This window comes from Sphingopyxis macrogoltabida (assembly GCF_001314325.1).
Classification (GTDB): Bacteria; Pseudomonadota; Alphaproteobacteria; order Sphingomonadales; family Sphingomonadaceae; genus Sphingopyxis; species Sphingopyxis macrogoltabida.
In genome coordinates this window covers 1,061,900-1,083,285 of the sequence record NZ_CP009429.1, presented here as the reverse complement: position 1 = coordinate 1,083,285, position 21,386 = coordinate 1,061,900, and the positions used below count along the sequence as shown (strand labels likewise).

Sequence of the window (21,386 nt, the reverse complement as noted above, 5' to 3'; positions counted from 1 at the left end):
GCAAACCCGTCGAGAACAACATCGCCAGGCTCGGTGTAGGGCTGAGACTCATTCAGAGCCAGAAGGCCAAGGTAGTGACCAGCGCGACGGCTGACAGGAAGTTGGCGGCGAGCTTGTCGTAGCGTGTGGCGATCCGACGGAAGTCTTTGATCCGGCAGAAGGCATTTTCGATGAGGTGCCGGCTACGGTAGCGGTGCTGATCGTATCGGATGGCTCGCTTGCGGTTGCGGCGACCCGGAATGACGGGGCTGGTGCCATTCTCGCGCAAGGACGTCCGCAGCCGGTTTGCGTCGTAGCCCTTGTCGCCGAGCAGGTAGCGCATCGGTCCGGCGCGTTCGAGCAGTGCCGGTGCAGCCTTCACATCGCTGACATTGCCCGCCGTCAGCATAAGGGCATAGGGGCGGCCGAGAACGTCGGTCAGGGCATGGATCTTGGTTGTCCAGCCGCCGCGAGAACGACCGATCGCCTGCGTCTGGCGCCCCCTTTTCCACCAAAGGCCGAGCGCTGGGCTTTGATGTAGGTGCTATCGATCGCCGTGCTCTTCGTCACCGCACCCGCCCCTGCCAAGGCATCGAGCAACTTCGTCCAGAACCCCCGCCGCGACCAGCGGTTGAAGCGGTTGTAGACCGTCGTCGATGGTCCATAGTCTGCCGGACAGTCGCACCACCGGCAGCCGGATTTCAGTACATGAAGGATGCCCGAAATCACCCGCCGGTCATCGACCCGTCGCGCACCAGGCTGGTTCCGGGGCAAGTACGGCTCGATCGCCAGCCAAGCTTCGTCCGACAACCAGAATAAAGAACGCGACATCGTGAAGGGCCTCCCGCTGCGGTGAAGGCCCTTTGAATCAATACATACAAGCAATTTCAAGAGGCTGATTGGGTTTTAACCCTAGTGCAGGATGGACGGAACTATCGCCAGGTGGGGAACCTTGGTGTGGTACGAATGCGCCTTGTAGACGGGGTCGCTTTTTCCAACGGAAACGTCCACAGCCATCGGCTCGCGTGAATATTCCTTTTTCGGATCATAAGCTTGCCCGAAATATTCAAGGAAATCAGTCAACCACGGGTTCGGACACGCCGTATAGTAAGGCGGATCCGACATCGCTAGGATCGCCTCATCCGTTCCTTGCGGAAAGCCCTCTTGGTTGCGGAACGCCGGATCCTTCAGCTTTTCGGCCAGCAGTTTCAGGAAATGCTCCCGCCGGGCATCCTCGTTCGGGAAGACAATACCAAGGCACTCAACCTGGTCCTTCTTGTTCGTGCCGGTATGATGGCTAAGGAGGTCATTCATTTGGAGTCACCTTTTACGCCGCGTCTAGCTTCGCGCGAATGCTGGGATAGGAGTATGGCGTGTCAGTCTTGCCGCCATGCTGGGCGGTCATTTCATCGACAAAACGCTGCCAATGGTTTCGCGATGCCGGCAGAGTCGCTGATGTCAGCTTGAGAACCTCTAGGAGGACGTGCGCCGTCCCCGACGCGTAAGAGATCTGGCTATTCCCAAGCACAGCATCGAGCAAATGCCCGATGTCATCCACACCAAAATGAGGCGCGAGGGGAATAACGACCGTCTGCCCAAGCCTTTCTGCATCGCTATAGCTGCTCGCCGTAGCGTAGATGTCGATGCCGAACGGCACAAACTCCCGACAGGGATTGTCAGACAATAATTTGATGCGGTCGGGTGCCTCAAAGCTAGTGAACTTTGCCAACAGCGTGTCCGCTAACTCAGGGATCGTGAATGCGTCGAAAACCAGGTGGTCCTTCAGGTCTTCAATCGTGCATTCTTCAATTAGTCGCACAAGGCGCAGCTTAACGGGATCGGTGAGCCAGCCCCAAAGCTGCTGCTCAGCGCCGATATAAGTGCAAATGTTCAGAAGGCGGCCATCATCTACCCCGTCAAAAAACTGCCCGACGAACGGACGCGCTATACCCTCGAAAATCCCCGTTTTCTTTGCCGCGACCTCGCTAAGGGTCCATGCGAGCTGGCGCTTCTTCTTGAGCAGTTCCTCCTCTCCTTCTAAGAACGGCGCCTTCAGCAGAACCTTGATCAGGTTTGCCACCAAAGCGTCTTTAGAGCGGTTGAGGTATTTGGCCGTTACAAAGGTCCTGATGCCTTCCTCGGTTGACGGGAATGAGGGGCTGAGGACGTCTGCTTTGAAGCGGTTAAGTGCGCTCTTTCCCTGCAGCGGCGCGTGGATCAACAGACACTGCAAAGCGTGAACGATATGCGATCTGACCAGGTCAGGGGACGGCTGAAATAGCTCGTCCTCCGTGATGAATGCCGGGTGGGCGCACAAGTGGCGATCCTCCTGGATCCTCCTCAGCGTCTCGTGCTCATGCGGGGTAACAAGCTGCAGATCGTCTTTTGCCGTATCTAGTAGTTCACGTTCCAGCGCTTGCATCTGCACGATGTTTTTGTGTTCAATCGCATTGTCGAGCTTCCCAACAAAAGCGATCGATGCCGCATCTCCCTGACCGGCCAATTCCCGCCCCTTCGAGAAGATGTCGTGCACGACTGCGATCCAAACCGACATAATTGCGGAGCGGAGCGCTCCTCCGCGATAGGCGGTAATCGCTTCCTCAACCAGTCGACGAGACTCTCGGTCCCGAACCGCGAGCGCTAAGACATCGATGTCCGTGACAGCTTGGATGGACATGGACTTCACTCCACCACAAAGCGAAGTTTGGTCGTGTCCTTGCCCTTACAGCGCTCATTCAGGAAGGTTTCGAAGCGCTTGCGCAGATCGTCTGGCGTTGCCGGCGACCCTCCTTGCAGCAGCGCTTGCCTTATGTCTGCGCCGCTCACGTTGATCTTCTCCAGCCCAGACAGCGCCTCCTGAACGGCGGCGACAAAATCGGGCGTCACAGGGTCCGGCAGAGCCTTCGACGAAATGAAGCCATCGACGATGGAGCGGGCAGCAGGCATCAGGAGATCAAAGTTCTCCTGGATGATCGGATCGTCGAGGTTGTCGAGCAGGGTCTGCGCCCAGCCACCGATCAATCTGTCGAGCTCGTCGTCGAGCTGCTTCAGGATGTTTGAAGCCGGAAGTAGGTCGCCTTGCTCGTTCGCCGGCCGGAAGCCGCAGTGCGGGCACCAAGGGCTCGCCAACAGCTCGGACTCCACGAGGGATGCGCAGCTCTTCAATTTGTCCAGCTTCTCCTCGAAACTCGTCAGCTGGCTGGTCGGCATCAACGAGATACCAGCCAGAGCCCGCATTGCGACGAGCCGCGGATCTTTGCGAAGCGCCGACTTCGTGTTCTCTTCCGTGACCCCAAGGCGTGCCTTGCTGTGCAGCCCGACATAGGCGGTGATGTAATCCTTCTTCAGCTTGGCCAGCGCCTGCCGGTATTCCACCGCGTTCTGCGCAGTTCGGTCGGCCGCGAGCTTTTCGAGGACTTTCTTGCGCTCATCCTGCGCCAGTCGAACCCAATCATGGTCTGCGGTCAGGACCATCTCGGCCTGCGACAGATAGCTGGCCGTGGTGCCGAGCTCGGCGACCAGCTCCAGCATCCCCTCAACAGCTTGCAGGATTTCGAGGTTCTTAGTCTGCGCCGCAATATCGTCGGAGCCGATGCGAAGATTCTTTAGCTTACCGACCGTATTGTAAGGCGCCAGGCTCTCTGAGAAGGCTTTGAGCGCATCAAGCTTGGTGCGCCAGTCCCGGATCTCTTCTTCCCGCAGCAGCGACTGCCCCCAGAAGCTCAGTCGACCAGACATATCCGTGGCGGCGCTGAGCACGCGCCGCGTCAGCTTCCCGACCTCCTCCTGAAGCAGTTTAACTGGTTCGTCCGAGCCCTGCGTAGCCTGCTGCGCGAGCCCGGGCGGCAAGCCCAACATCTCGAACAGCGAGCGGAGGACTGCGACGTTGATCTCCTTCGGCGCCTCGACGTGCTTGAACTGCTTCAACTCTTCGAGCGGCCGCTCGGCGAGCAGCGTGATCTTTCCAGAGTCGACCTTGTCGCCCGTGACCGCCAGAACGATGTCGCCCGAGTAAACAAGTCCACCCAACACCGCGACCATGAGGTCGGGTTCAAGGCGGAATTTGGTCGGTGCAAAATACTCGACTTCGGCTTCGCCGCTGACGAGCTCTGACCGGTTCAGGACCTGGCCACGCCCCTTAGCTTTCAGCCGGGCGAGGACCTCTTTCGCATACCGAGAATGGGTCGGATCGATGCGATCGCCGTCGAGCATCTCGAGACCGTCGAGGATGACGACGGCATCCTTCGTTCGATTTCCACCTGCCAGGGCGCGCAGCGCATTTCCGATCAACTGCTTGCGGTTGGCTTCAGTGACCAGCGCCGAGAAGGTGGGGTATTCAGGCGCAACCTCGGCAAACTGATTGTTCAGCGCCAAGCCGGCAATGACATTCACGACGTCACGGAAATTGATGCGCTCGTCAGGCCCCAGGCGCGCTTTGTCACGCAGCGAGACACCCTTGGTCCACTCCTGCAGGGTCTTGCTCTTGCCCTGATAGGTGACCTCATAGGCCGCCATCTGCTTTTCCTGCAGCCACTTGCTCATGTCCCGCAGGGCGTCTTTGGCCTTATCGAGGTACACTGTCTTCGCACCGCCGCTGGCGGTCGAAGCGAGCTCCTGCGCCGCAGCGTAGAAGGAGAGATGTCGCTTGATCGCCTCATCCAGGCCCTTCAAGCGGAAGAAGACCTCATCCCCCTTGGTGTCATCCCTGAACCGCGGAGGTTCGAAAGGCTGGATGAAATAGATATAAAAATCGCGCTCAGGCTGGGCAGTGGGTCGATCGTTTGGGGCACCGAAGAAGAGATACCCGCTGCGTTCGACACGGCGTTCTTGCCATTCGATCTGGTATTGCCAAATCTGATGCCCGGTTACGTAGGCAGTGTCGTCAGTACGTTCCATAAGCTGACGGATCGCGCTGTAGTAAGCACGATCAAGGGCATCGTCTGACAGCGCCTCCGCACGCTTCTCGATCTGGGCATCGTAGTCGACGTCCTTTTTCAGATCGAGATAGTACTGTTCGGTATCGGCCGCCTTGGAGATGAATTGGCCGTTGACCGTCTTTAGCGTCTCCCTCAGCACAGTCTGCACTAGGGAAAGGAGGTCTGCTTCTGGCTCGCCCCCCATGTCTTCGATACCGGGCTGGAACAGGCACAGCGTATCGCGAAGCTCTTCAGCCGTCGGACCGACCGGAACATAAATGTCTCCGCCGGTCGTCAGCCTGTGGACTGACAAACCATCGATGATGCGCAAAGCCATCGGCTTGTACGCAGGCCTCGTAAATGCCTTCGAGACACGCTCCGAAAGCACTTCGGAGACTTTCAGGACGGGCCCAATGTTCGGGTCTGCCCGCAGAACCGAATTGGATGTCACGGTTTCCCAGAACTTGTCGTAGCCGATCAGACCCGGTCGGTCTTCCGGCACCTGATCCTTCAGGATGGCCTGGATCTGATCGCGGAGCGTGACAAGGGCGCCGCGCTTCTCGGTGAAGACCAAACGCTCAAAGGTTCCGATGTAGTCTGGGTGGACCGGGAAGAGCCGGACATACTCGTCCATGCGCTCATTCATGGACCCATAGAATTTCGCAAATGGGGTCAGGTAGGAGCGAATTTTGTCCTGCTGGTCTGTGGTCTTCTTGAGAAGACGCTCAGCGACCACGAAACTCACGTCCTGCCGGGCCAGCAAGATCTGGGTGAAGCGATCCTTCACACGCCGCAAACTGTCGGCGACGTGCTGAAAGCGACTGCTATCGAAGATGGCTTCTTGGACGCCCGCCACGAAGCGAAAGCGCAGATGTTTCGCAACCTCGCCAATCTCGCGCAGGAAGGAAAGATCCAGAACGAGGTCGTGATCCTTGCGCGATCGCAGATATTCGAGGAACTCGTCGACCACCAGCAGCACGCCGTGGTTGGGATGGACCTCGGCGAAGGCCGCCATCATCTCCTCGAAAGCGGCCTTGTTGTTGATGACCTTGTCGGCAGCAGGGAAGGAGAAGCTAACCCCCTGCTTTTCGAGAAATGCTTCCAGCTGCTGCGTGATGATATCGCGCAGCGACATCTGGCTCGAAATCTCGATCCGGTGCACTTTGAACTTGCCTGCGATCGCGCTGGCCGCCTCGGCCACCTTGGGGTGGCGGATCATGGATACATATCCGGCATCTTCAGCGACTAGCGAGAGCACGGACATCAGGTGCGACTTACCGGTCCCGTAGTTCCCGACCACGAGGACGCCCTTGTGGTCGACAGCCTCATCGAACGAGAGCTGGGGGATCATCTGCATGGCGATCCGCTCAGCCATGTCATCCGAAATGACGTAGGTCGAAACGAGCTTCTTTGCCTCGTCCGGGCGATTGGCATCCAGAAGCTGGATAACTGACTCAATCGGCTCAAACTGAATGAGATCGCCATACCGCATGGTCATCTCGGAAATTCCCCTCAAAGCTCAATTTAACTCGAATACGACGGCACCATCGATTGGCGCCTCGCAGTGCTCTCGATGCCCGGTCCGGGCATAGGTCAGTCGGCCATCCCGGAAACTTCCTGGCCAGGCCGCCACTAGGGGGCGAGCATGGGCAAGCTTTTTCAGAACATCGACCGGACTAATGTGAAGATCTTCCTCGAAAAGGATCTCGATATTATCGAGAACCACACACTTTTCACAATCCGTCTGATCGATCAAATCCCGCAGTAAAGGCATAACTTCGACACTTCTCTGCATCGCCGGAATTGACAAAAGCTTACGCGACAATTCGCGGCCGACATTGATCAAGGGCGCCCCTTCGCTCTCGGCAAAGCGAGACAGGATGTCTGTCTTCCCACCGCCAGCGTTCGCAACCACAAGGATCAGCTTGCTGTTCAATGTTGCAGCGTCTTCAGTAAGCTGCCGCAATCGCTCAAGCATATTGCGCCCCCTCTGCCTCAGACGTGCCCCCCGCTCGTTCCCCCGAACGAATTTCGGCTGCATTCAGCAGCACGATCTGCTGATCCTGGGGCCTACGCGCGGCGGGGTCCGTGTCTAATCCGAGCCGCTTGAGCGCGTAATAGAGGAGCGCCCGCCGGACCGTGATGGTCGTCACGCCAGCTTCCATGCCGTAGTCGAGCTCGATCGCCTTGCGCTGGCCAGCGCTCAGTTCGGGATGGGGCGCAATCTTTAGCTCAACCTGCTCCTCCCACTCGCGATCGGCTGATCCAGCGGCTTCAGTCGACTTGGATGCGCGCGTTTCGGCGATGCGAGAAAGTACAAAATCCTTGAAGGCACCGCTGCGTGGACAATGCGCGCGTGCATGCCATCGGAACCCGTCAAACACCAATGCATGGGGTTCGATCCACCGCCAGGCCGGTTCGGGGGATGACATGGATTGGTAGAAAACCTCGATCGCCTCGTGCCGCTTGATCGCAGTCACCGTCGCCCGAAGAATTTTGGGCGAAACACCCCGAGCGGGGGTCGGCGCACATGCAAAACTCGGCAGGCTTCCTATCCAGCCATCGTCGGCGGCGATGACTCCATCCGAGAGCGATCTGAGCTGGGCAAGATACTGCCCAGCATCCGGCTTGAGGAAAACCGGACTGAAAGATGAGCTGCGAACATAGGTCCGGGCGCTCTTGTCGTAGACCATGTTCGCTTCAGCCAGGCCGAGATACCTGTTCAGATCTGTCGAAGCCTGGTTGATCGAAACGCCGAAAACCTCGACTAGGTCACTTCGGTTGACATGGCCCTCCCAGAAGAGCCTGAATTCGATGAATTCGAGGCGACTTTCGACTCCGCGTCGCAATCCCAATTCTCTGTCCATGCCCGCCCCCCAAGAAACTAGTCTAAACCAGTTTCTGTACGGGTAGACCTACTGGATGCTCAGCGCCGATGCAATGGGATTCGAAGCCGATGAAGAGCCTGCTGGGCCTATCTACCCCCTGTTAACTCTTTCTGACGCTGCGAGAAAATCCGAGACTTTTTGGCAAGTTTTCCGCCTTGGTTTACGCCCTTCCCGAAGGTCATGAACAAAGCGAGGATCAGCGACGACGTGTCGACCGAAGGTGCTCGGCGACGTCCGGGTTCGCGCCAGATATTCCTCGATCTGCTCCAGAAGCCCCATGATTCAAGACTCGCTTTGCACTTGTGTTCTTATTATGTTCCTACTAGGAAAGGTTCCTAGAGTCTAGGATCGATTTTCCTAGGCACCCGCGATAGGACTGGCAGTCATGGACGACGCACGCAGAGCCTTGGACGAACTGATCCAGCAACGAGGCTGCAATTATTCCTCGGTTTCGCGACTGCTCGGGCGCAACGCAGCCTATATCCAGCAGTACATTCGCCGCGGCAGCCCGAGACACCTGGACGAGCAGGATCGCTCGGTGCTCGCCCGCTTTTTCGGGGTGGACGAGAAGGTGCTTGGTGCCCCTGCCCGTCGCTCAGGTCCGGTCGTCGAACTGGTCCATGTGCCCGTTCTCAATGTCGAGGCATCGGCTGGCCACGGCGCTCTGGCCGAAATGGAATCCAAATCCGCGCAATTCGGCTTCGATGAGAAGTGGCTACGCCGGCTGACCGCCAGCAAGGCATCGAGCCTGTCGATCATCGCCGTGCATGGCGACTCGATGGAGCCTACCCTCCACGATGGTGACGAGGTCATGGTCGATCTTGCAGATGGCCAGGCGCGTCTGAGAGACGGGATCTATGTCCTGCGGATGGATGACATGCTGAGCGTCAAGCGGATTGCCCTCGAACCGCAGGGCAAGCGCGCTTCGGTTCTGAGCGACAACCCGGCCTATCCGAGCTGGCGCGGCCTGGAAAAGCGGACGCTCAACATCGTCGGACGGGTTCTCTGGTTCGGACGGGCGCTTTAAGGAGGTCATCTTATGCTTGCCCTCCTTGCCGCCTCGATCGTCGCCTCCAGTCAGACCTTCACCTGCACACCAACCCATGTCTGGGATGGCGATGGCCCGGTATGGTGTGCGGAAGGGCCCCGCATTCGCATCGCTGGCATCGCTGCCCGGGAAATGGATGGCAGCTGCCGCACCAATCAGCCCTGCCCCGATGCCACGGCGATTGAGGCACGCGATACGCTCGTCCAGCTGATGGGCGGCGCGCGCGGGACGATCCAGACCGGTCACATTGTGGTTCGAGGTCCGCGGCTGTCGTGCCGCTCGGAAGGTTCTGCAGGCGGAAGCCGCACGGCTGCCTGGTGCCGCCTGCCCTCCGGCGCAGATCTCTCCTGCGCAATGATCCGTACGCGAACGGTGCTGCGATGGGACCGTTACTGGAAAGGGCCAGCGTGCCGGTAAGCCCCGACCTACACCTTCGTGGGGAGCTCGTCGAAGGGCCGCTTGGCCTCTTGCTCCAGGCAGGCGGCGGCCACTGGGAACTGGATGCGCCAAGGTCAGCTCGACGCCTTGTCGGCCGCGAGGTCGAGGTCACTGGCCACCGTGCGGGCTTCAACGGCTTGATCTGCAAGCAGGTCTGGCCGGCAGGGACAGCCCAACCTCGCCGAATGCAGCTTCCAATCGAACGCCTGCTCGTTGGTGGTTTCGTGATTTACGGACTTCTGGCGACCCTGGCCGGCCTTGCGGGGCAGCTTTCTTGATGCTCAGCGATTGGGAACTCTGGGCCTGTGCCAACCATGTCCTGCGAACCCATGGCGACAAGGCACCGTTGCACGTCGCCGAACAGATTGGCGCTCTCGCTCTCGCGGGCGATCAGGCAGGAATTCGTGCGTGGCAGGCCATCGCTGAGCGGATTGTCCAGCTGACCTCAAACCGTGATGGCGCCCGGCTGCAGTAGCCGTCTTCGACGCTACCGTCTCGTTCATCCGATCGGCGATAGATCGCCTGGAAACAGACATGTCTGCGCGCTGGATGGGCCACTGGCATCGCCTTCGATCCTGAAACCACGCATGCGCTCCACCAGATGGCGAGCAAGATCGACACGCGCACCACGCTGCACACGCGGATCATCGGCATTGAGGCGAGCGAGGGTGTGCTCTGGCGCAACGGCCAGGGCGACTTCGAGGTGGGTCAGAAAAAGGTCGTCAGAGATTCGGCGCATGCGCCCATGAGAACAAATAAAGAACTTATCGTCAACCAGCGGCGTGCGGAGAGGTGTGGAAGTGGCGACACTATATGCCGATCTCGAAGGGCTTGGCGATCGAGCGATCGAGCTCTGGAGGCTTGCGTTCAGGCGCAGGCGCACGGTCTTTTGCCTGCCCTTTGGCGGCTGCATCGCGGAGCAGATCAACCGTCTCCAACGCCGAGCGCTTCATTCCGGCGTTGCGCTCGACCGCCGCTTCGAGTTTGCCCGCATTATCGACATACAGGGTGAGGCCATCGCGCAGCCGCGTGATCGTCACGAGAAACGTCTGCTGGTTGGCCAGATTGCGCTCACGGCTGTCCATGACCGCGATGCCGCGATCGGAGGTGAGCCCCTGAGCCATATGGGCATTGAGCGCATAGGCGAGATCGAGACGGCGGAGCATCGGGTCGCCCTGCTCCAGCCTGTGCTCTCCACCGAGAGATGTCTTCACAACCACCCCGGCGCTGTCGACTGCAACAATCCGAGCCTGGTCGGCATTAAGCAGGCCCCGCTTGTGATCGGTCTCTGTCCATCGAATCCGGTCATGAGTGTGGATGTCGATTTCACGCACCTCGAAGAGCCGCAGTGCATCCTGCTCACCTTGTGGCCGGAACTTGCCCGGACGAAGCTCGAACTGGCGCCCCCGCTCGTTTTCCAGCGTGACCCGCTCGCGCGCGATGTCGGCCGAGACCACGCGATACTCGCCGGGAGAAAGGCCCTGCCCCCGTTGGCGGCGCGCGACCTCGACCACCATGCCGGGCGCATAGGTGCTGGCATAACGCAGCTCTTCGCGGGTGACGTTGACGCGTGACAGGGTACTGAGGCGCATCGCCCCAGGTCCCAATTCCCCGTTTGCCTTCAGGCCCGTCTGTACGGCTTCGTTCACCGCGCCGCGCAGGACCCGGCCCGAAGCATAGATTGCGGTTGCCTCGCGCTCCCCTGATGGGAGCGACAACCATGCCGCCGCAGCCTCGACGGCAGCTCCGTTTCCCACCTCGATCACCTGGGGCGCCAGATGACGCATGGCGTCCTCGATCCGTCCCTCTTGGGCAGCCTGCTGGGCATTACGCAGCGCCTCGGTCCGCGCCCTGAGGTTAGTGTCCATCACCGCAGTCTCGATTCCGGCCTGCTGCATCACATCAAACGGCTTACCGGCATCGACTGCGCCAAGCTGCTTGCGGTCACCGATGCTGGCAAAGCGGCCGAGCTCGAGCAGGTTGGCCAGCCGCACCAGCTTTTCCTTGTCGGCATTGCCGGCCATCGATGCTTCGTCGAGCAGCACGACAGTACCCCGCATAGCTGCGCGCGCCTCGGCAAGGCGAGCCGCGTCAGCCCCTTCGAGCAGGTCGCTGTGCTGGCGCAGAAACCGCGATACAGTCATCGACGGAATACCCGTCTCGCGCTCGAGCATCTGGACCAGCGTGTTCTGCACAGCGAGCCCGAGTACGGCCCTGCCCTCCTCGCGCAAAATGTCCGCCACGGGCTTGAGGACTGTGCTCTTGCCCGCACCGGCGACGCCCTGGATGGCGACGATGCGGTTGTGCGATCCAAGCAGCAACCGCCCCGCCCCTTCCTGCCCAGCGTTCAAGGTGAGCCCGTATTTGATCTGGGAGAGGGCCTGCAGGCGTTCGCCGGCAAGGTCGGGCGAGACAATCGCCGGGACCACACCGCGCCCACTTTCGACCGCCGCAATGATACGTTGCTCAAGCCTGATTGCATCGCGCGTTGTCAGGAGGTCCCGGTCGCCTCCCCTGCCCCTTTCCAGATGACCCTGACGCACGAGCTGGTCGACCCGGTGCTCGATCTCGGCGAGCGAGGTCGGCAGCGCAAAGCCAAGCGCCGCGCGATAGATCTCCGAGCGGGTGAAGGCTGCTTCCCGCTCGCCCAGATGCCGGACAGCCGAGGCAACCGCATGGATTGCGGCGACCTGCTCCACGCTGCGGTTACCCATACGTGCAGGTATCAGCGGATCGCCTTCACGCAGGCCCAGGCGTTCGGCAAAGGTGGCTGCAAGGGCTTGCCCTTGGCGGACAAGCGCTCGCACGGAAGGGCCAAAGCCGGTCACGTTTCCGAGGTCCTGCGCACTGCGTGCATTGGCTCTGGCAATGACCACGGCGGGATCAAAGCCGAACCTCGCGGAGGTCTCCCGCCACTGCTGCGTCAGCGCATCGCGATCCTCGATCCGTCCCTTTTCTGCTCGGGTCATCAAGGTTGCGGCATCCAGGACGCCTGGCCCAGAGAAGTTCATCTGGGCCGCTGCCTCCAGGATCTCTGCACGCCGGGAACTGAAGGCATCACGCACGGCCTTGGGCACCCCGACAGCCTCAAAGTTACCGTGCTTGCCGAACTCCCCAACCTCGTAGCCGAGCTTCTCCACGTCCAGACGAAACCGGGCCATGGTCATGGCATTGAGGAGGGTATTGTGCTGCCAAAGCTTATCGTTGCGCAACGCCCGCCATTTGCCGTCCGGCCCTTGGGTCACATTGGCAATGACGGCATGGAAATGCGCATTGGGCTCCTGGTTGCGGTTGGTGTCGTGCTGAAAGAGCGCGATCGCAAGGTTGCCGGTCTGCACGACGCGCTCCCTGCCGCGGACATCCATCCGGGTCTCCGCGAGGTTTTTCTCGGCCCAGCGCAGGGTTTCCCGGACGGCCGCGGCGTAGGCATCGAGGATCCGTTTGTCACCGCCCACCAGCGCGAGGACCGACCAGCTTTTCGGCATTGAAAAGGTGAGATCGGTCCCTGCCCGATGCGCCCGATTGTCACTGCCAACCCGGCTGCCATCGGGCAGCATGCCTTTGAGGATCGCCTCGAACTGCCGCGCGTCTACGGTCCCATTTAGCCCCAGCGCGGCAGCGCCCTTCCCGAGCCATTCGCCGGAGCGGTCGGCATCGGCCCGCGTGTAGTAGTTGTCGGCAGCAAAGTAGTTGGCCGCGCCGCCCGCGGTGCGGACGTTGGCTACCGACAGCATCGACCGTCTCCCGTAGCGGTGGCAATCGGTGACATGCTCACATCTCCATGTCGCCGAGGTCGGGCCCCGTCATCGGCGGCGGTTCCTGCTCGCGCAGCCCATCCTCGAGCATCAGCTTGCGCGCTGCTGCATCGCTGGAGCCGGTGCTTTTAGAATTGTCCGGCCTACCCTCTTGCGGCGGCTTCGCTTCCGACGTTCCAGCCCGAGCAGTGCCCTTGGGAGTAGCTGACTGATCCTGCGTCGCGGCGGCCTCGCCGGTCGGGAGGAGCGGGCGGGCGGAGGGTCCTGCCTTTCTAGGCGTTGCTTCAGTTCGGGTGTTCGAACTCTCTCGCTTGGCGTTGCCCGCCTTCTCTTTCCCCGATCGAGCGGCCCGTTCCTGCTCCTTCGGCGTCTTGCCGGGCCTGCTTTCAACGGGCTGCCGCAAATCCTTTACGTGCGCGTCAGGCTTCTGTTTCGGCTCGGATTGCTGCCTCTGGTCGAGGGCCAGTTCTCCCTGCTTGGGCACGACCGGCTTGCCCGCCCCATCGTCGTTAGACGAGGGATGCTCATTGCCCGTTGATGCTGTCGACTGCCGCGCCTGCTGTGCCGGCGGCTGAGGCTCGGCAACCGGAGCTTTTGGGCCATCCTTCACCCGGGCAATGAAGGTCTCCGCTCGCTTGGGCCGGTTGACCGGGGTGAGCCTGACGGGTGCGGCGGGGAAACCATCGGGGAACTTGATGTACCCGGACAGCCGCGGCAGGTTCATCAACTGGTCGGGCAGCAGCAGCGGCTCGATGTGCTTGCGCGGGGTGAGGCTCACCGCATCACGGGCATTGTTGTAGCCGTAGGTGTAGCCCTCCTCCATGTCGCGCACCTGGCGATGGCCAATGAAGTCGGAGCACCAGGTAGCCGTTTCCCGGTCGGCGGTGCCGAGGATCAGTTTCGTCCGGGCCAGCGATGACAGGGTCATCGCCATGTTCTCGCCGTAGACTTCCTTGAGTTTGGCGTAGGCGTGGATGCCAAGGACAATAGCGCCGCCGAAATTGCGCGCTGTCTGCAGTCCTTTCTCGAGGGCTGGCAGGCGATGCAATGCCCCCAATTCATCGACGAAGAACCAGCACTTGAGATCGCGGGTGCGTGGGCCAGTCATAAGCGTATTCATCGCTGTATCGAGCCAGAGCGTGAGCAGCTGCGCGCAGACGCTCATGTCGACGTAGCGGGCAGATATGAACAGGATTGAGCCCTGGTCCTGAACTCCAGCTGCGCCCTCTTCGATCCACTTTCGGACCGAGAAGCGAGGCCCGGTAGCCGGCAATAACTTGAGCGCCTTGGCATTGACGTTGAACACGGCGCGGATCGATTCCGCCATGCGGGCGGCTTCCGGTGCGGTCAGTGGATCGGCTATGGTGCCACGCATCATGGCATGAACGCGCGACAGGTCCGCGGTCATTAGCTCGCGGGCAAGTGCTTCGTTGCTCGCCCTGCCATCGGCCAGGAGTTTGAGGCAGAATTCGACGAACAGGGCACGGGCGGCGATCACCCAGAACTGCGCCTCGCCGCCCCCGTCATGGGGTACCAGGGCATCCGCAGCTGCCCAGAACTCCCCCTCAGTGCGGCATTCGTCGAACAGGCTCCATTGGGGGCAGCGCGCATCCAGCGGGTTCAGGATGATGTCGCAGTGGGCCGCATGGAAATGTTCGATAAAGGCGCCGGTCAAATCGAAGACGATGCAGCGCTGGCCCTTGGCTCTTGCCTCCGCAATCATATCCGAGATCGCCACGGTCTTGCCCATGCCGGTGGTGCCAATGAGCATCGCGTGGCTCTGCTCGAGGCGCCATGGATAGGCGACCGTGGCAATATGCGATGGCCGGTAGGGAAAGACCCGGGCGATCTCTCGCGGCAGGCTGAGCCGCCACTTCCAGCCCATAGCCTGATCGAGCTCACGGGTGCGCTCGCGCCGGTTGTGGGTGGTCAGTTCATCGACAAGCTCGGGGAGCGTGACAAGCATCGCGCCGCGCTCGTGCTTGCGCTCCTTGGAGCGACCACCGAACCGCTCAGCGAACCAGTAGAAGACCGCAAAAGCGGGGACCAAAAGGAACCCGGAACGCCACAAGGCACTGCTCAGCAGAGCCGTGAGTTTCTCCCAGGCATGGACGACCGGCGGATAATGATCGAGCTGCGAAATCGGAAACTGAATGGTCGCGCCGAAGGCTGTCTCCAGAGTGATCCGCTTGGCAGGATCGAACTCCATGAAGCCGTAGATGGCGGCGTAGATCCGCATCCAGACCAGGTAGACTTCGTGGTCGGTGAGACCTGCCGAGATGGTCCACCACGAGGTCCATGTGATCACAAGCGCGGCGACAATCAGGGGGCCCTTGAGACCCGCCGCGAACATGAAGCTGAAGTGTCCGAGCAGCTGGCTGCCGCGCGTGAAGTTGACGAGGTTACGCTTCATCGGAACCTCCCTCGCCGGCGGACGTGGAGAGACCGAGCTCCTTGCATTTGCGCGCATAAGCCTGGTGAGCCCGGCTGCGAAGAGCATGATCGGGGTGCCCCGCCAGCAGCGCATCCACACCGACCATGAGGAATATCGAGCGGCGTGAAATGCGTTCAATGGAAGCGTCGAGCCGGGACGCAAGATCGTCCTCGGTGCAGGCATTGGCGAGCAAGGCGCGAACCCACTCGCTCATGCTGATCCCCTTGGCCTTGGCAGCCTTACGGATCAGCGAGCTAAGCTCGCTGGAGATGTAAACCTGGAGACAGATTGGCCGTGTCATGCACGGACTCCTTATGGTCAGGAGCCCGATTCACACTGCGAAAGGCAGGAGCGACACTAAGTCAGATTCAAGAACATGTCAAGAACGTCGCAACCTGATGGAATTCCGCCATTCTCGGTCCGGCTTTGGTCAAATCCACGGGATCACTTCCACCCAAGTCATTTTTGACGGAGAAGCTGCCATTTCAGAAAATTCCGCCTATGCATCTGTATTTACGCCACTTCCCTTCCTTCTTTTCCTGCGACCCGTCGCGTAGGGTGTGCTCCCCAGTCCCCAGCTGCAAGGTCAGGAACCAGCCATTGAGCCAGTAACGGACGATGCGTTTTGCGATGCCGATTTCTTGAGATGGCTCGCGGGCTGCCGTCGCCCGGATCTCGATAGTCACAGAACGGACCAGGGCCTATGATGGTTGTCTGAAAGCAGGCAACGAGGAGCCTGAGCATGACCCAGGTCACACTGAGCGCGACACCCAAGGGCAACGGCTTCCAAGCGACGATCACCTATTCAAACGGGGTGTCAATCAGTTCGGCCGAGGCTTTCCCCACACAGGCAGAGGCGATCGAGGCGGCGGCTTTGAAGGTCCTGGAAATGCCAGAGCGACTTGCTGACCTGGACAAACCCGATGCCCAGGATTGAAGTCGGCCATCGACAATTGCGCCTGGTCTGACGTGGTCTGCAAAGGGCTGCGAGCAAAAAGAAAGGAGGAAGCCCTGACGGACTTCCTCCCAAACCGGCGGGTCAGAATTCATCGCTGAGCCGGCCCGGCACCGTATCAATGACACGCTCCAACAAGGCCTTGGGCAGCGCGCCGTAATCCCCTTCATCGACAGCGATGTAGCCTGCCTCGTCGTCGGTCAGGATGTACTGCGTGAAGTAGCTGTGAAAGGACCGGGCATGGGCCTGATCCAGTGCGGCAACGAAAGCAGCCTGATCTACCTTGAGACCGGCATCGGCAATGTTCAGCGAAGCGTACATGATCTTTCCTCCTGATGTTCGATGCATCGCATCAGGGGTTGCGAGAGATGTGGGTGACGGGCTGGGTCAGGGACCGCGCAAGCGGCCGCGAAGCGGCGATGGGGGCAACGATTTTTGCCGGGCTTGCCCGGTAAAAATGGTGGGGCCCCGTCGTCCTTGACGCAGCCCCAAAGCCCGCATCAGACTTGGCCTTTCTGCGAGAGAGACCTCTCCAACGTCAGCGGGAAAGCGCACCAATCGCCCCACAAACCGTTTTCCTACACGCGTCCGGAATGCCAATGTCGTCAGCGGAGGGGACCAACGGCCAGCAAGAAGGAAACCCTATGGCCAGGTCCAAACCCACTGCACGCGATGCGCTCAGGAAGCTGCGTGAACAGCGTGCCCAACTCGAAAGCGAGGAAGCTCGTCTTCGCGAAGAGGCAGCGACCGAACTCGGCAAGGTGTTGATCGAGTGCGGCGCCGAGACGATCGAAGCGGCACAACTGCGTCAGATCGTGCGCGCATCGATGGCACTCGGGATCGAAGAAACGCTGAAGCGGATCGCTCCCGCTTAAGGCCCACCCAGCGGCGGCAAGGGGTTTGATGCCCCGCGCCGCCGCATAGTCCCCGAGCAAAAGAAAAGGCCCCGATGGCGTCTGCCACCGGGGCCTTGTCGTGGGGTAAGGACATTCAGTCCTCGTCGATATCGGGTGCTCCCTCGTTGCTGCCCGAACGGCCCTTGGTGAGGAAGTCGACCTTGTCGGCGATGATCTCGCAGCCGTAGCGCTTGGTGCCGCTCTGATCCTCCCACTGGGTGTAATGGATACGCCCTTCGACCGTCACGAGCTGGCCCTTGGTGCAATACTTGGCGACGTTCTGGCCCAGGCCGTTGAAGCAGGTGATCCGATGGAATTCGCTGTCCTTGGCGGTGTAGCCGTTCTCGTCCTTGTAGGTCTTGCCATCCTTGCGGGCGGGACGGTCGGTGACGACCGAGATCGAGGTGATGCTGGTTCCACCTTGGGTGGTGCGGGTTTCGGGGTCGCGAGCGATGCGGCCAACGAGAATAACGAGATTGGTCATGGGCTTTCTCCTGATCGAGCATTCCGGGTCCATCCCGGCTGCAAACCCGAGCAGAAGCGCCCCGCGGCGAAGCGCACCGGAGGGGAACCCGGAACTGGTTCGGGTGGTGCGGGCAGCCGGGCAAAGCCCGGCAACTCGGCCGGACCTGATCCGGGTTGCGCGTCTCGACGGGGGGTGATTCAGGGACAGGTTTGTATCGAAGCCGGGTGGATCCGGATGCCGTGAACAGGTTTGCCCTGCCTCGTTTCCCTCCGGTCTTGGCCGGATCATTCCCCCGCCAGCCCTCCACCGGAGAACCCCTTCCTAGATCACGGTGGGGACCGCTCCTCCAGCAGGTGGCCTGGTCCTGGACGCAACTGCTTCGCCGGGGACAGGCATATCGATCGTCACCCCTTCAGCGCCGTCCAGAGGGTTGCCTCGAAGCATCCAGGCCTGCGGCGTGATCAAGCGCGCCCAGTCAGCAAAGGACGGGATCGAGCCCAAGTCTTCGCGTACGTGCTGCTCGCCGACCAGACGCACCGGAACAACCCGGCTATCGGCATTCACGAGGGTCTCGCCGAAGATCGCCTCCAGCATGAATATCCCCTCGGCATGGTGCCGCAGCGCGCGATGTCGGGGGTCTGCCAGGATAGCCTTGGACTGGTCGAACCACTGGTGCAGCGGGAGATAGTCATCGACCGTGCCGCCCCATTTTCGGACTGACGAGAGAGCGTGGTAGTAGCAGTGTGCCATGCCGGGTCTCCTAGAGCTCGGCCCTGTGATCATCGGTCGCGGTGAAGCGCAGGCTGCAGTCGAGCACGAAGATCGCTTCCGCCACATCGATCACGAGTTCGCCGCAGGCACCGTCGTTGATCTCCCAGCCAGGGTGGTGACGTTCGAGCGCCAGATAGGTCAGCCGCTCGAGAGCCTGCCCGAGTGAGTGCAGTTGCTCGGAACCGGTACGATCAGCTTTGTCAGCTTCGCCTTCCAGCAGGGTGACATCCGGGCAAGGCATCGGCGCGCCAGTTGCATCCAGACAGACACATTCCTCAACGGCGCCGCTGTCGCCGCATCCGTCGAAACGGATCTCGACCCGGGCAATCGCAGCGTCCTGCAAGCGCGGAAGAATGGCTGTCTTGAGCTGCTGAATCTCTTCGACCACCTGGGTCTGCCGCTCGGCCTGGCGAACGGCAAAGTCGGCCATCACAGCCTCGATATCGATCATGGAATGCCTCCTGTAGAAAGGAGCCAACGACCATCGCTGGCTCCAACCGACAGGCGCACGCCTTTCCTCTGATGGACGACGCCAGCGCCGATCCGGCGCTGGCGCGAAGACCGACAGGGCCTTAGTCGGTTCTGGCCGAAGTGTTCTTCGGATTGGTGCCGAGGGGGCCGCGACGATCGACCACGGTGATCCGCCGAGCCTTGGCGTCGATCACCAGGCGTTCGAGTACGCCATTGCCGGGAAAGGCGATGACATAGCGCGGATCGAGGGAGAGCATCCGCTCGTTGCGCTTGAAGCCGGCACGGGCGCCCAGGCGCATATCCAGCGAGAATGTCACCTGCGGGATGCCTCGACGTTCAGCCCAGCTCGATGCCAAACGGTCGACGCCCTTGGTGTCGCCGCCATGGATCAAGACCATATCCGGAACGCGGTCGCGGACCTTGTCGAGCGTGGCCCAGACATTGTTACCGAAGGTCAGCGCATCGTCTTCGGTAGCATGACGGGTGCGCCCTCCGGCGAACACGACGGGGGTTCCTTCGGGCATGGCCGCACGACGTTTGGTCTCGGCGCGGGCGCGCAGGAAGTCGCGACCTTCGACGAGCGCAGAGGTCAGCATTGCACTGTGATTGAAGCGCGAACTGGAGACTGGCTTCCAGGAGGAACCGAACTCGTTGAGGTATAGGCCTGCTGCGACCTCGCGCATCTCTTCGAGCGCCAACATCGCGCTTTCGGCGCACTGCGCCCGCTCGACCTGGGTCTCGAGGTCGTGGGTGTGGACTTCGGATCCGTCAGCCGTCGCAATCAGCGCGCGGACCTCGTCGGTCGCCCGGTCGAGGGCAGTCGATTTGCGCTCGGCGGAGCGGTGAAAGATGTTGACGAAAGCCCAGCCGAGATCCTCGGCGTCGGCTTCAAGAGCGGTCCCGGACACCATGGCGAAAAGATCGGACCAGACCGCTTCGAGGGTTTGGACGACAGCCTCCCGGACCGGGAAATCGCTTGTCGATACGGGAGCGGTTCCAATCGAGAAGCCGGCGAGATCGAGCCCGGCGAGTTGATCGGCGAATGACGTGTGCATGGGATGTCCTCCTGACTGGCGTGAGGCCGACGCACCCGTTCATGGCTGCGCCAGCGAGAGCCCGTCAGGGCCAGCATTCAGGCAGGGTTGCGCACCCGTCAGGGGAAACCTGGCTTGGCGGGCTGGCGCGGGCAGGCCTTGAGCCCGAAGGGCCAAGGCCAACACGGGCCCGACCAAGCCGGGTTGCGCAAGACTGGCGGCTGGCCCAGGGCCTCTCTCGCATGGCGCCAGGCCATGGGCGGTCGGAACAGACATTGGCAGGTGCACGCCCTATGCCTCATGCATGCACCGACCCGGCTCGGCTCAAGCCGCTCGCTTGGCGTAGACACCCTCTCCGTTCGACATATGCCCGAGACAGTCATAGTCGCCGAACACGGCATCGAAGCGGGATGCGATCTGGGACAACCAGCGCTGTGCCCGCGGTGAGCGGGCCGTGCGCCAATCGGCGTCCCAATAGGCCCCGTCATCGCGTTCGACGATCCAGACGGCCACCAGCCCGCCGTAGACCGATACGCCGAAATCCGCATAGGCATTGCGCATGAGGATCCGGTCTTCCCGGCCGCGCCAGCCGTCATGCGGGATCAGCGACGGGAAGGCTCGGCCGGCCCGCTTGCGCAGGTCATCACGCAGCCACTCGTATGCGAATTCCCAATCGTCCTCGGCTTCGACATCGAGCACCGTGAATGCAACGATTGCGCCGCTAGGATAGCTGACCGATCGGCCCATGATACCCTCCCTTAGGCCGCAAGCGCAGCATCGTCTGACGCGTCGTCAAACTGTTCGACCGTGATCCGACCACCGAGCCTCAGCAGCAGGGTCGAAGCCTCTTCAGCCTTGGCCGCAGCCGTCAGGATGGCGCGGTCGTCATCCTTCAGAAGCTTGAGCCAATGCTCGATGTAGCTCGCATGGCTGTCGAGGTGCGTGACCGGCAGTCCCAGCTCAGCGCCGAGCATGGCGCTCGAAAGCTCCGCGATATATCCTGACAGTCCAGCCCAAAATGGCGGTTGGAAGGTGAAAACCATCGGTTGCCTCCAGCACTGCCCAAAAGCCCCATGGCCTCCCCCGAGGCGGGGGTGGGCGGCGAGAGCGACCGGAGAGGCCTGCTGAAGCGGCGGGCTGCACCCGCAGGGGCGAAATGAAATGGAGCAGCCCGGCGAAGCCGAGGCTTGCAGCGCGCCGCGGCGGGCCTAGCAGGGAGCGCCGACCACTCCCGCATCGAGGGAGAGGCCAAAAAATCGGAGCCGCCGCGCAAGCGGCGTCCGCTTAATGGCGGGCGACAGCCCGCATCGACATGCATCGCGAAGCGGCCGATCG

Annotated in this window: 24 protein-coding genes; 7 read left to right on the top strand and 17 right to left on the bottom strand. The window is 61.2% G+C overall.

The window, feature by feature from the left end:
* Positions 1-52: 52 nt before the first annotated feature.
* A protein-coding gene (locus LH19_RS27775) for an IS5 family transposase (RefSeq protein ID WP_234716168.1) occupies positions 53-753 on the bottom strand; the annotation gives its coding sequence in 2 pieces (ribosomal slippage) (positions 53-477 and positions 477-753; 702 coding nt in all).
* On the opposite strand from LH19_RS27775, the gene LH19_RS29370 reads away from it, so the two are divergent.
* Positions 695-835, top strand: coding sequence for a hypothetical protein (locus tag LH19_RS29370; RefSeq protein WP_234716212.1), 141 nt, complete (start codon positions 695-697; stop codon positions 833-835). The two genes, LH19_RS27775 and LH19_RS29370, sit on opposite strands and share 59 nt — an antisense overlap.
* A gap of 56 nt (positions 836-891) precedes the next feature.
* Here LH19_RS29370 and LH19_RS05255 read toward each other — a convergent pair whose 3' ends face one another.
* From LH19_RS05255 to LH19_RS05240, 5 genes are read right to left on the bottom strand one after another with little or no spacing between them, the layout of a single operon-like run.
* Positions 892-1,293, bottom strand: coding sequence for a hypothetical protein (locus LH19_RS05255; protein ID WP_054725459.1), 402 nt, complete (start codon positions 1,291-1,293; stop codon positions 892-894).
* 13 nt (positions 1,294-1,306) lie between these two features.
* Positions 1,307-2,656, bottom strand: coding sequence for a hypothetical protein (locus tag LH19_RS05250; protein WP_145923363.1), 1,350 nt, complete (start codon positions 2,654-2,656; stop codon positions 1,307-1,309).
* A gap of 5 nt (positions 2,657-2,661) precedes the next feature.
* Entirely contained in the window at positions 2,662-6,393 is a 3,732-nt protein-coding gene (locus LH19_RS05245) for a DUF6079 family protein (RefSeq protein ID WP_201258420.1), read from the bottom strand.
* A gap of 21 nt (positions 6,394-6,414) precedes the next feature.
* The gene (brxF, locus tag LH19_RS28415; RefSeq protein ID WP_158514397.1) at positions 6,415-6,873 is read right to left on the bottom strand and encodes a BREX-3 system P-loop-containing protein BrxF; all 459 of its coding nucleotides are present in this window, start codon (positions 6,871-6,873) and stop codon (positions 6,415-6,417) included.
* Complete coding sequence (locus tag LH19_RS05240) at positions 6,866-7,762, bottom strand: WYL domain-containing protein (RefSeq protein ID WP_054725453.1); 897 nt, start codon at positions 7,760-7,762, stop codon at positions 6,866-6,868. Before LH19_RS05240 ends, brxF begins: the two co-directional genes overlap by 8 nt.
* A gap of 406 nt (positions 7,763-8,168) precedes the next feature.
* Between LH19_RS05240 and LH19_RS05235 the strand changes: the two genes are divergently transcribed.
* Genes LH19_RS05235 through LH19_RS05225 form a run of 4 tightly spaced genes read left to right on the top strand, consistent with a single transcriptional unit; the run spans position 8,169 to position 9,744 of the window.
* Positions 8,169-8,810, top strand: coding sequence for a S24 family peptidase (locus tag LH19_RS05235; RefSeq protein WP_031286149.1), 642 nt, complete (start codon positions 8,169-8,171; stop codon positions 8,808-8,810).
* A 12-nt stretch (positions 8,811-8,822) separates the two neighbouring features.
* Positions 8,823-9,248, top strand: coding sequence for a thermonuclease family protein (locus LH19_RS27765; protein ID WP_082395429.1), 426 nt, complete (start codon positions 8,823-8,825; stop codon positions 9,246-9,248).
* Positions 9,212-9,547 carry a DUF5818 domain-containing protein gene (locus LH19_RS29365; protein WP_054725451.1) on the top strand — a complete coding sequence of 112 codons (336 nt, stop codon included), beginning with the start codon at positions 9,212-9,214 and terminating at the stop codon, positions 9,545-9,547. The genes LH19_RS27765 and LH19_RS29365 overlap by 37 nt, the downstream gene beginning before the upstream one ends.
* Entirely contained in the window at positions 9,547-9,744 is a 198-nt protein-coding gene (locus tag LH19_RS05225) for a DUF6961 family protein (protein WP_054725448.1), read from the top strand. Before LH19_RS29365 ends, LH19_RS05225 begins: the two co-directional genes overlap by 1 nt.
* A gap of 334 nt (positions 9,745-10,078) precedes the next feature.
* On the opposite strand, the gene mobF is transcribed toward LH19_RS05225, so the two are convergent.
* The 4 genes from mobF to LH19_RS05205 all read right to left on the bottom strand — a co-directional run bounded on the left by mobF (position 10,079) and on the right by LH19_RS05205 (position 16,144).
* Complete coding sequence (gene mobF, locus LH19_RS05220) at positions 10,079-13,003, bottom strand: MobF family relaxase (protein ID WP_054725445.1); 2,925 nt, start codon at positions 13,001-13,003, stop codon at positions 10,079-10,081.
* 37 nt (positions 13,004-13,040) lie between these two features.
* Complete coding sequence (locus LH19_RS05215) at positions 13,041-15,437, bottom strand: type IV secretion system DNA-binding domain-containing protein (protein ID WP_054725441.1); 2,397 nt, start codon at positions 15,435-15,437, stop codon at positions 13,041-13,043.
* Complete coding sequence (locus tag LH19_RS05210; protein ID WP_054725438.1) at positions 15,427-15,759, bottom strand: hypothetical protein; 333 nt, start codon at positions 15,757-15,759, stop codon at positions 15,427-15,429. The genes LH19_RS05215 and LH19_RS05210 overlap by 11 nt, the downstream gene beginning before the upstream one ends.
* Before the next feature lie 184 nt (positions 15,760-15,943).
* Positions 15,944-16,144 (bottom strand): hypothetical protein, encoded by a 201-nt coding sequence (locus LH19_RS05205; protein ID WP_054725435.1) that lies wholly within the window; start codon positions 16,142-16,144, stop codon positions 15,944-15,946.
* 56 nt (positions 16,145-16,200) lie between these two features.
* Here LH19_RS05205 and LH19_RS05200 point away from each other — a divergent pair, with 56 nt between their 5' ends.
* Complete coding sequence (locus LH19_RS05200) at positions 16,201-16,395, top strand: hypothetical protein (RefSeq protein ID WP_020820072.1); 195 nt, start codon at positions 16,201-16,203, stop codon at positions 16,393-16,395.
* Positions 16,396-16,497: 102 nt separating this feature from the next.
* On the opposite strand, the gene LH19_RS05195 is transcribed toward LH19_RS05200, so the two are convergent.
* Complete coding sequence (locus LH19_RS05195; protein ID WP_054725432.1) at positions 16,498-16,734, bottom strand: hypothetical protein; 237 nt, start codon at positions 16,732-16,734, stop codon at positions 16,498-16,500.
* A gap of 323 nt (positions 16,735-17,057) precedes the next feature.
* On the opposite strand from LH19_RS05195, the gene LH19_RS29360 reads away from it, so the two are divergent.
* Entirely contained in the window at positions 17,058-17,288 is a 231-nt protein-coding gene (locus LH19_RS29360) for a DUF6437 family protein (RefSeq protein ID WP_234716089.1), read from the top strand.
* A gap of 115 nt (positions 17,289-17,403) precedes the next feature.
* Here the strand turns inward: LH19_RS29360 and LH19_RS05185 are convergent, their stop codons facing one another.
* From LH19_RS05185 to LH19_RS05160, 6 genes are all read right to left on the bottom strand, one after another.
* Entirely contained in the window at positions 17,404-17,793 is a 390-nt protein-coding gene (locus tag LH19_RS05185; RefSeq protein ID WP_007688363.1) for a single-stranded DNA-binding protein, read from the bottom strand.
* Between the two features lie 303 nt (positions 17,794-18,096).
* Positions 18,097-18,525, bottom strand: a complete 429-nt coding sequence (locus tag LH19_RS05180) for a DUF6915 family protein (protein ID WP_054725425.1) — start codon at positions 18,523-18,525, stop codon at positions 18,097-18,099.
* Positions 18,526-18,535: 10 nt separating this feature from the next.
* Positions 18,536-18,997 carry a DUF6878 family protein gene (locus tag LH19_RS05175; RefSeq protein ID WP_054725422.1) on the bottom strand — a complete coding sequence of 154 codons (462 nt, stop codon included), beginning with the start codon at positions 18,995-18,997 and terminating at the stop codon, positions 18,536-18,538.
* A 121-nt stretch (positions 18,998-19,118) separates the two neighbouring features.
* Positions 19,119-20,072, bottom strand: coding sequence for a DUF2493 domain-containing protein (locus LH19_RS05170; protein ID WP_054725419.1), 954 nt, complete (start codon positions 20,070-20,072; stop codon positions 19,119-19,121).
* 303 nt (positions 20,073-20,375) lie between these two features.
* Positions 20,376-20,798 carry a hypothetical protein gene (locus LH19_RS05165; protein WP_054725416.1) on the bottom strand — a complete coding sequence of 141 codons (423 nt, stop codon included), beginning with the start codon at positions 20,796-20,798 and terminating at the stop codon, positions 20,376-20,378.
* Positions 20,799-20,809: 11 nt separating this feature from the next.
* On the bottom strand, positions 20,810-21,094 hold the full coding sequence (locus LH19_RS05160) for a zincin-like metallopeptidase domain-containing protein (protein WP_054725413.1): 285 nt from the start codon (positions 21,092-21,094) through the stop codon (positions 20,810-20,812).
* Positions 21,095-21,386 lie beyond the last annotated feature (292 nt).

Coding starts and splice junctions, on each gene's coding strand:
- LH19_RS29370 (WP_234716212.1), top strand. CDS start 695: ATGCCCGAAATCACCCGCCGGTCATCGACCCGTCGCGCACCAGGCTGG.
- LH19_RS05255 (WP_054725459.1), bottom strand. CDS start 1,293: ATGAATGACCTCCTTAGCCATCATACCGGCACGAACAAGAAGGACCAG.
- LH19_RS05250 (WP_145923363.1), bottom strand. CDS start 2,656: ATGTCCATCCAAGCTGTCACGGACATCGATGTCTTAGCGCTCGCGGTT.
- LH19_RS05245 (WP_201258420.1), bottom strand. CDS start 6,393: ATGACCATGCGGTATGGCGATCTCATTCAGTTTGAGCCGATTGAGTCA.
- brxF (WP_158514397.1), bottom strand. CDS start 6,873: ATGCTTGAGCGATTGCGGCAGCTTACTGAAGACGCTGCAACATTGAAC.
- LH19_RS05240 (WP_054725453.1), bottom strand. CDS start 7,762: ATGGACAGAGAATTGGGATTGCGACGCGGAGTCGAAAGTCGCCTCGAA.
- LH19_RS05235 (WP_031286149.1), top strand. CDS start 8,169: ATGGACGACGCACGCAGAGCCTTGGACGAACTGATCCAGCAACGAGGC.
- LH19_RS27765 (WP_082395429.1), top strand. CDS start 8,823: ATGCTTGCCCTCCTTGCCGCCTCGATCGTCGCCTCCAGTCAGACCTTC.
- LH19_RS29365 (WP_054725451.1), top strand. CDS start 9,212: ATGGGACCGTTACTGGAAAGGGCCAGCGTGCCGGTAAGCCCCGACCTA.
- LH19_RS05225 (WP_054725448.1), top strand. CDS start 9,547: ATGCTCAGCGATTGGGAACTCTGGGCCTGTGCCAACCATGTCCTGCGA.
- mobF (WP_054725445.1), bottom strand. CDS start 13,003: ATGCTGTCGGTAGCCAACGTCCGCACCGCGGGCGGCGCGGCCAACTAC.
- LH19_RS05215 (WP_054725441.1), bottom strand. CDS start 15,437: ATGAAGCGTAACCTCGTCAACTTCACGCGCGGCAGCCAGCTGCTCGGA.
- LH19_RS05210 (WP_054725438.1), bottom strand. CDS start 15,759: ATGACACGGCCAATCTGTCTCCAGGTTTACATCTCCAGCGAGCTTAGC.
- LH19_RS05200 (WP_020820072.1), top strand. CDS start 16,201: ATGACCCAGGTCACACTGAGCGCGACACCCAAGGGCAACGGCTTCCAA.
- LH19_RS05195 (WP_054725432.1), bottom strand. CDS start 16,734: ATGTACGCTTCGCTGAACATTGCCGATGCCGGTCTCAAGGTAGATCAG.
- LH19_RS29360 (WP_234716089.1), top strand. CDS start 17,058: ATGGCCAGGTCCAAACCCACTGCACGCGATGCGCTCAGGAAGCTGCGT.
- LH19_RS05185 (WP_007688363.1), bottom strand. CDS start 17,793: ATGACCAATCTCGTTATTCTCGTTGGCCGCATCGCTCGCGACCCCGAA.
- LH19_RS05180 (WP_054725425.1), bottom strand. CDS start 18,525: ATGGCACACTGCTACTACCACGCTCTCTCGTCAGTCCGAAAATGGGGC.
- LH19_RS05175 (WP_054725422.1), bottom strand. CDS start 18,997: ATGATCGATATCGAGGCTGTGATGGCCGACTTTGCCGTTCGCCAGGCC.
- LH19_RS05170 (WP_054725419.1), bottom strand. CDS start 20,072: ATGCACACGTCATTCGCCGATCAACTCGCCGGGCTCGATCTCGCCGGC.
- LH19_RS05165 (WP_054725416.1), bottom strand. CDS start 20,798: ATGGGCCGATCGGTCAGCTATCCTAGCGGCGCAATCGTTGCATTCACG.
- LH19_RS05160 (WP_054725413.1), bottom strand. CDS start 21,094: ATGGTTTTCACCTTCCAACCGCCATTTTGGGCTGGACTGTCAGGATAT.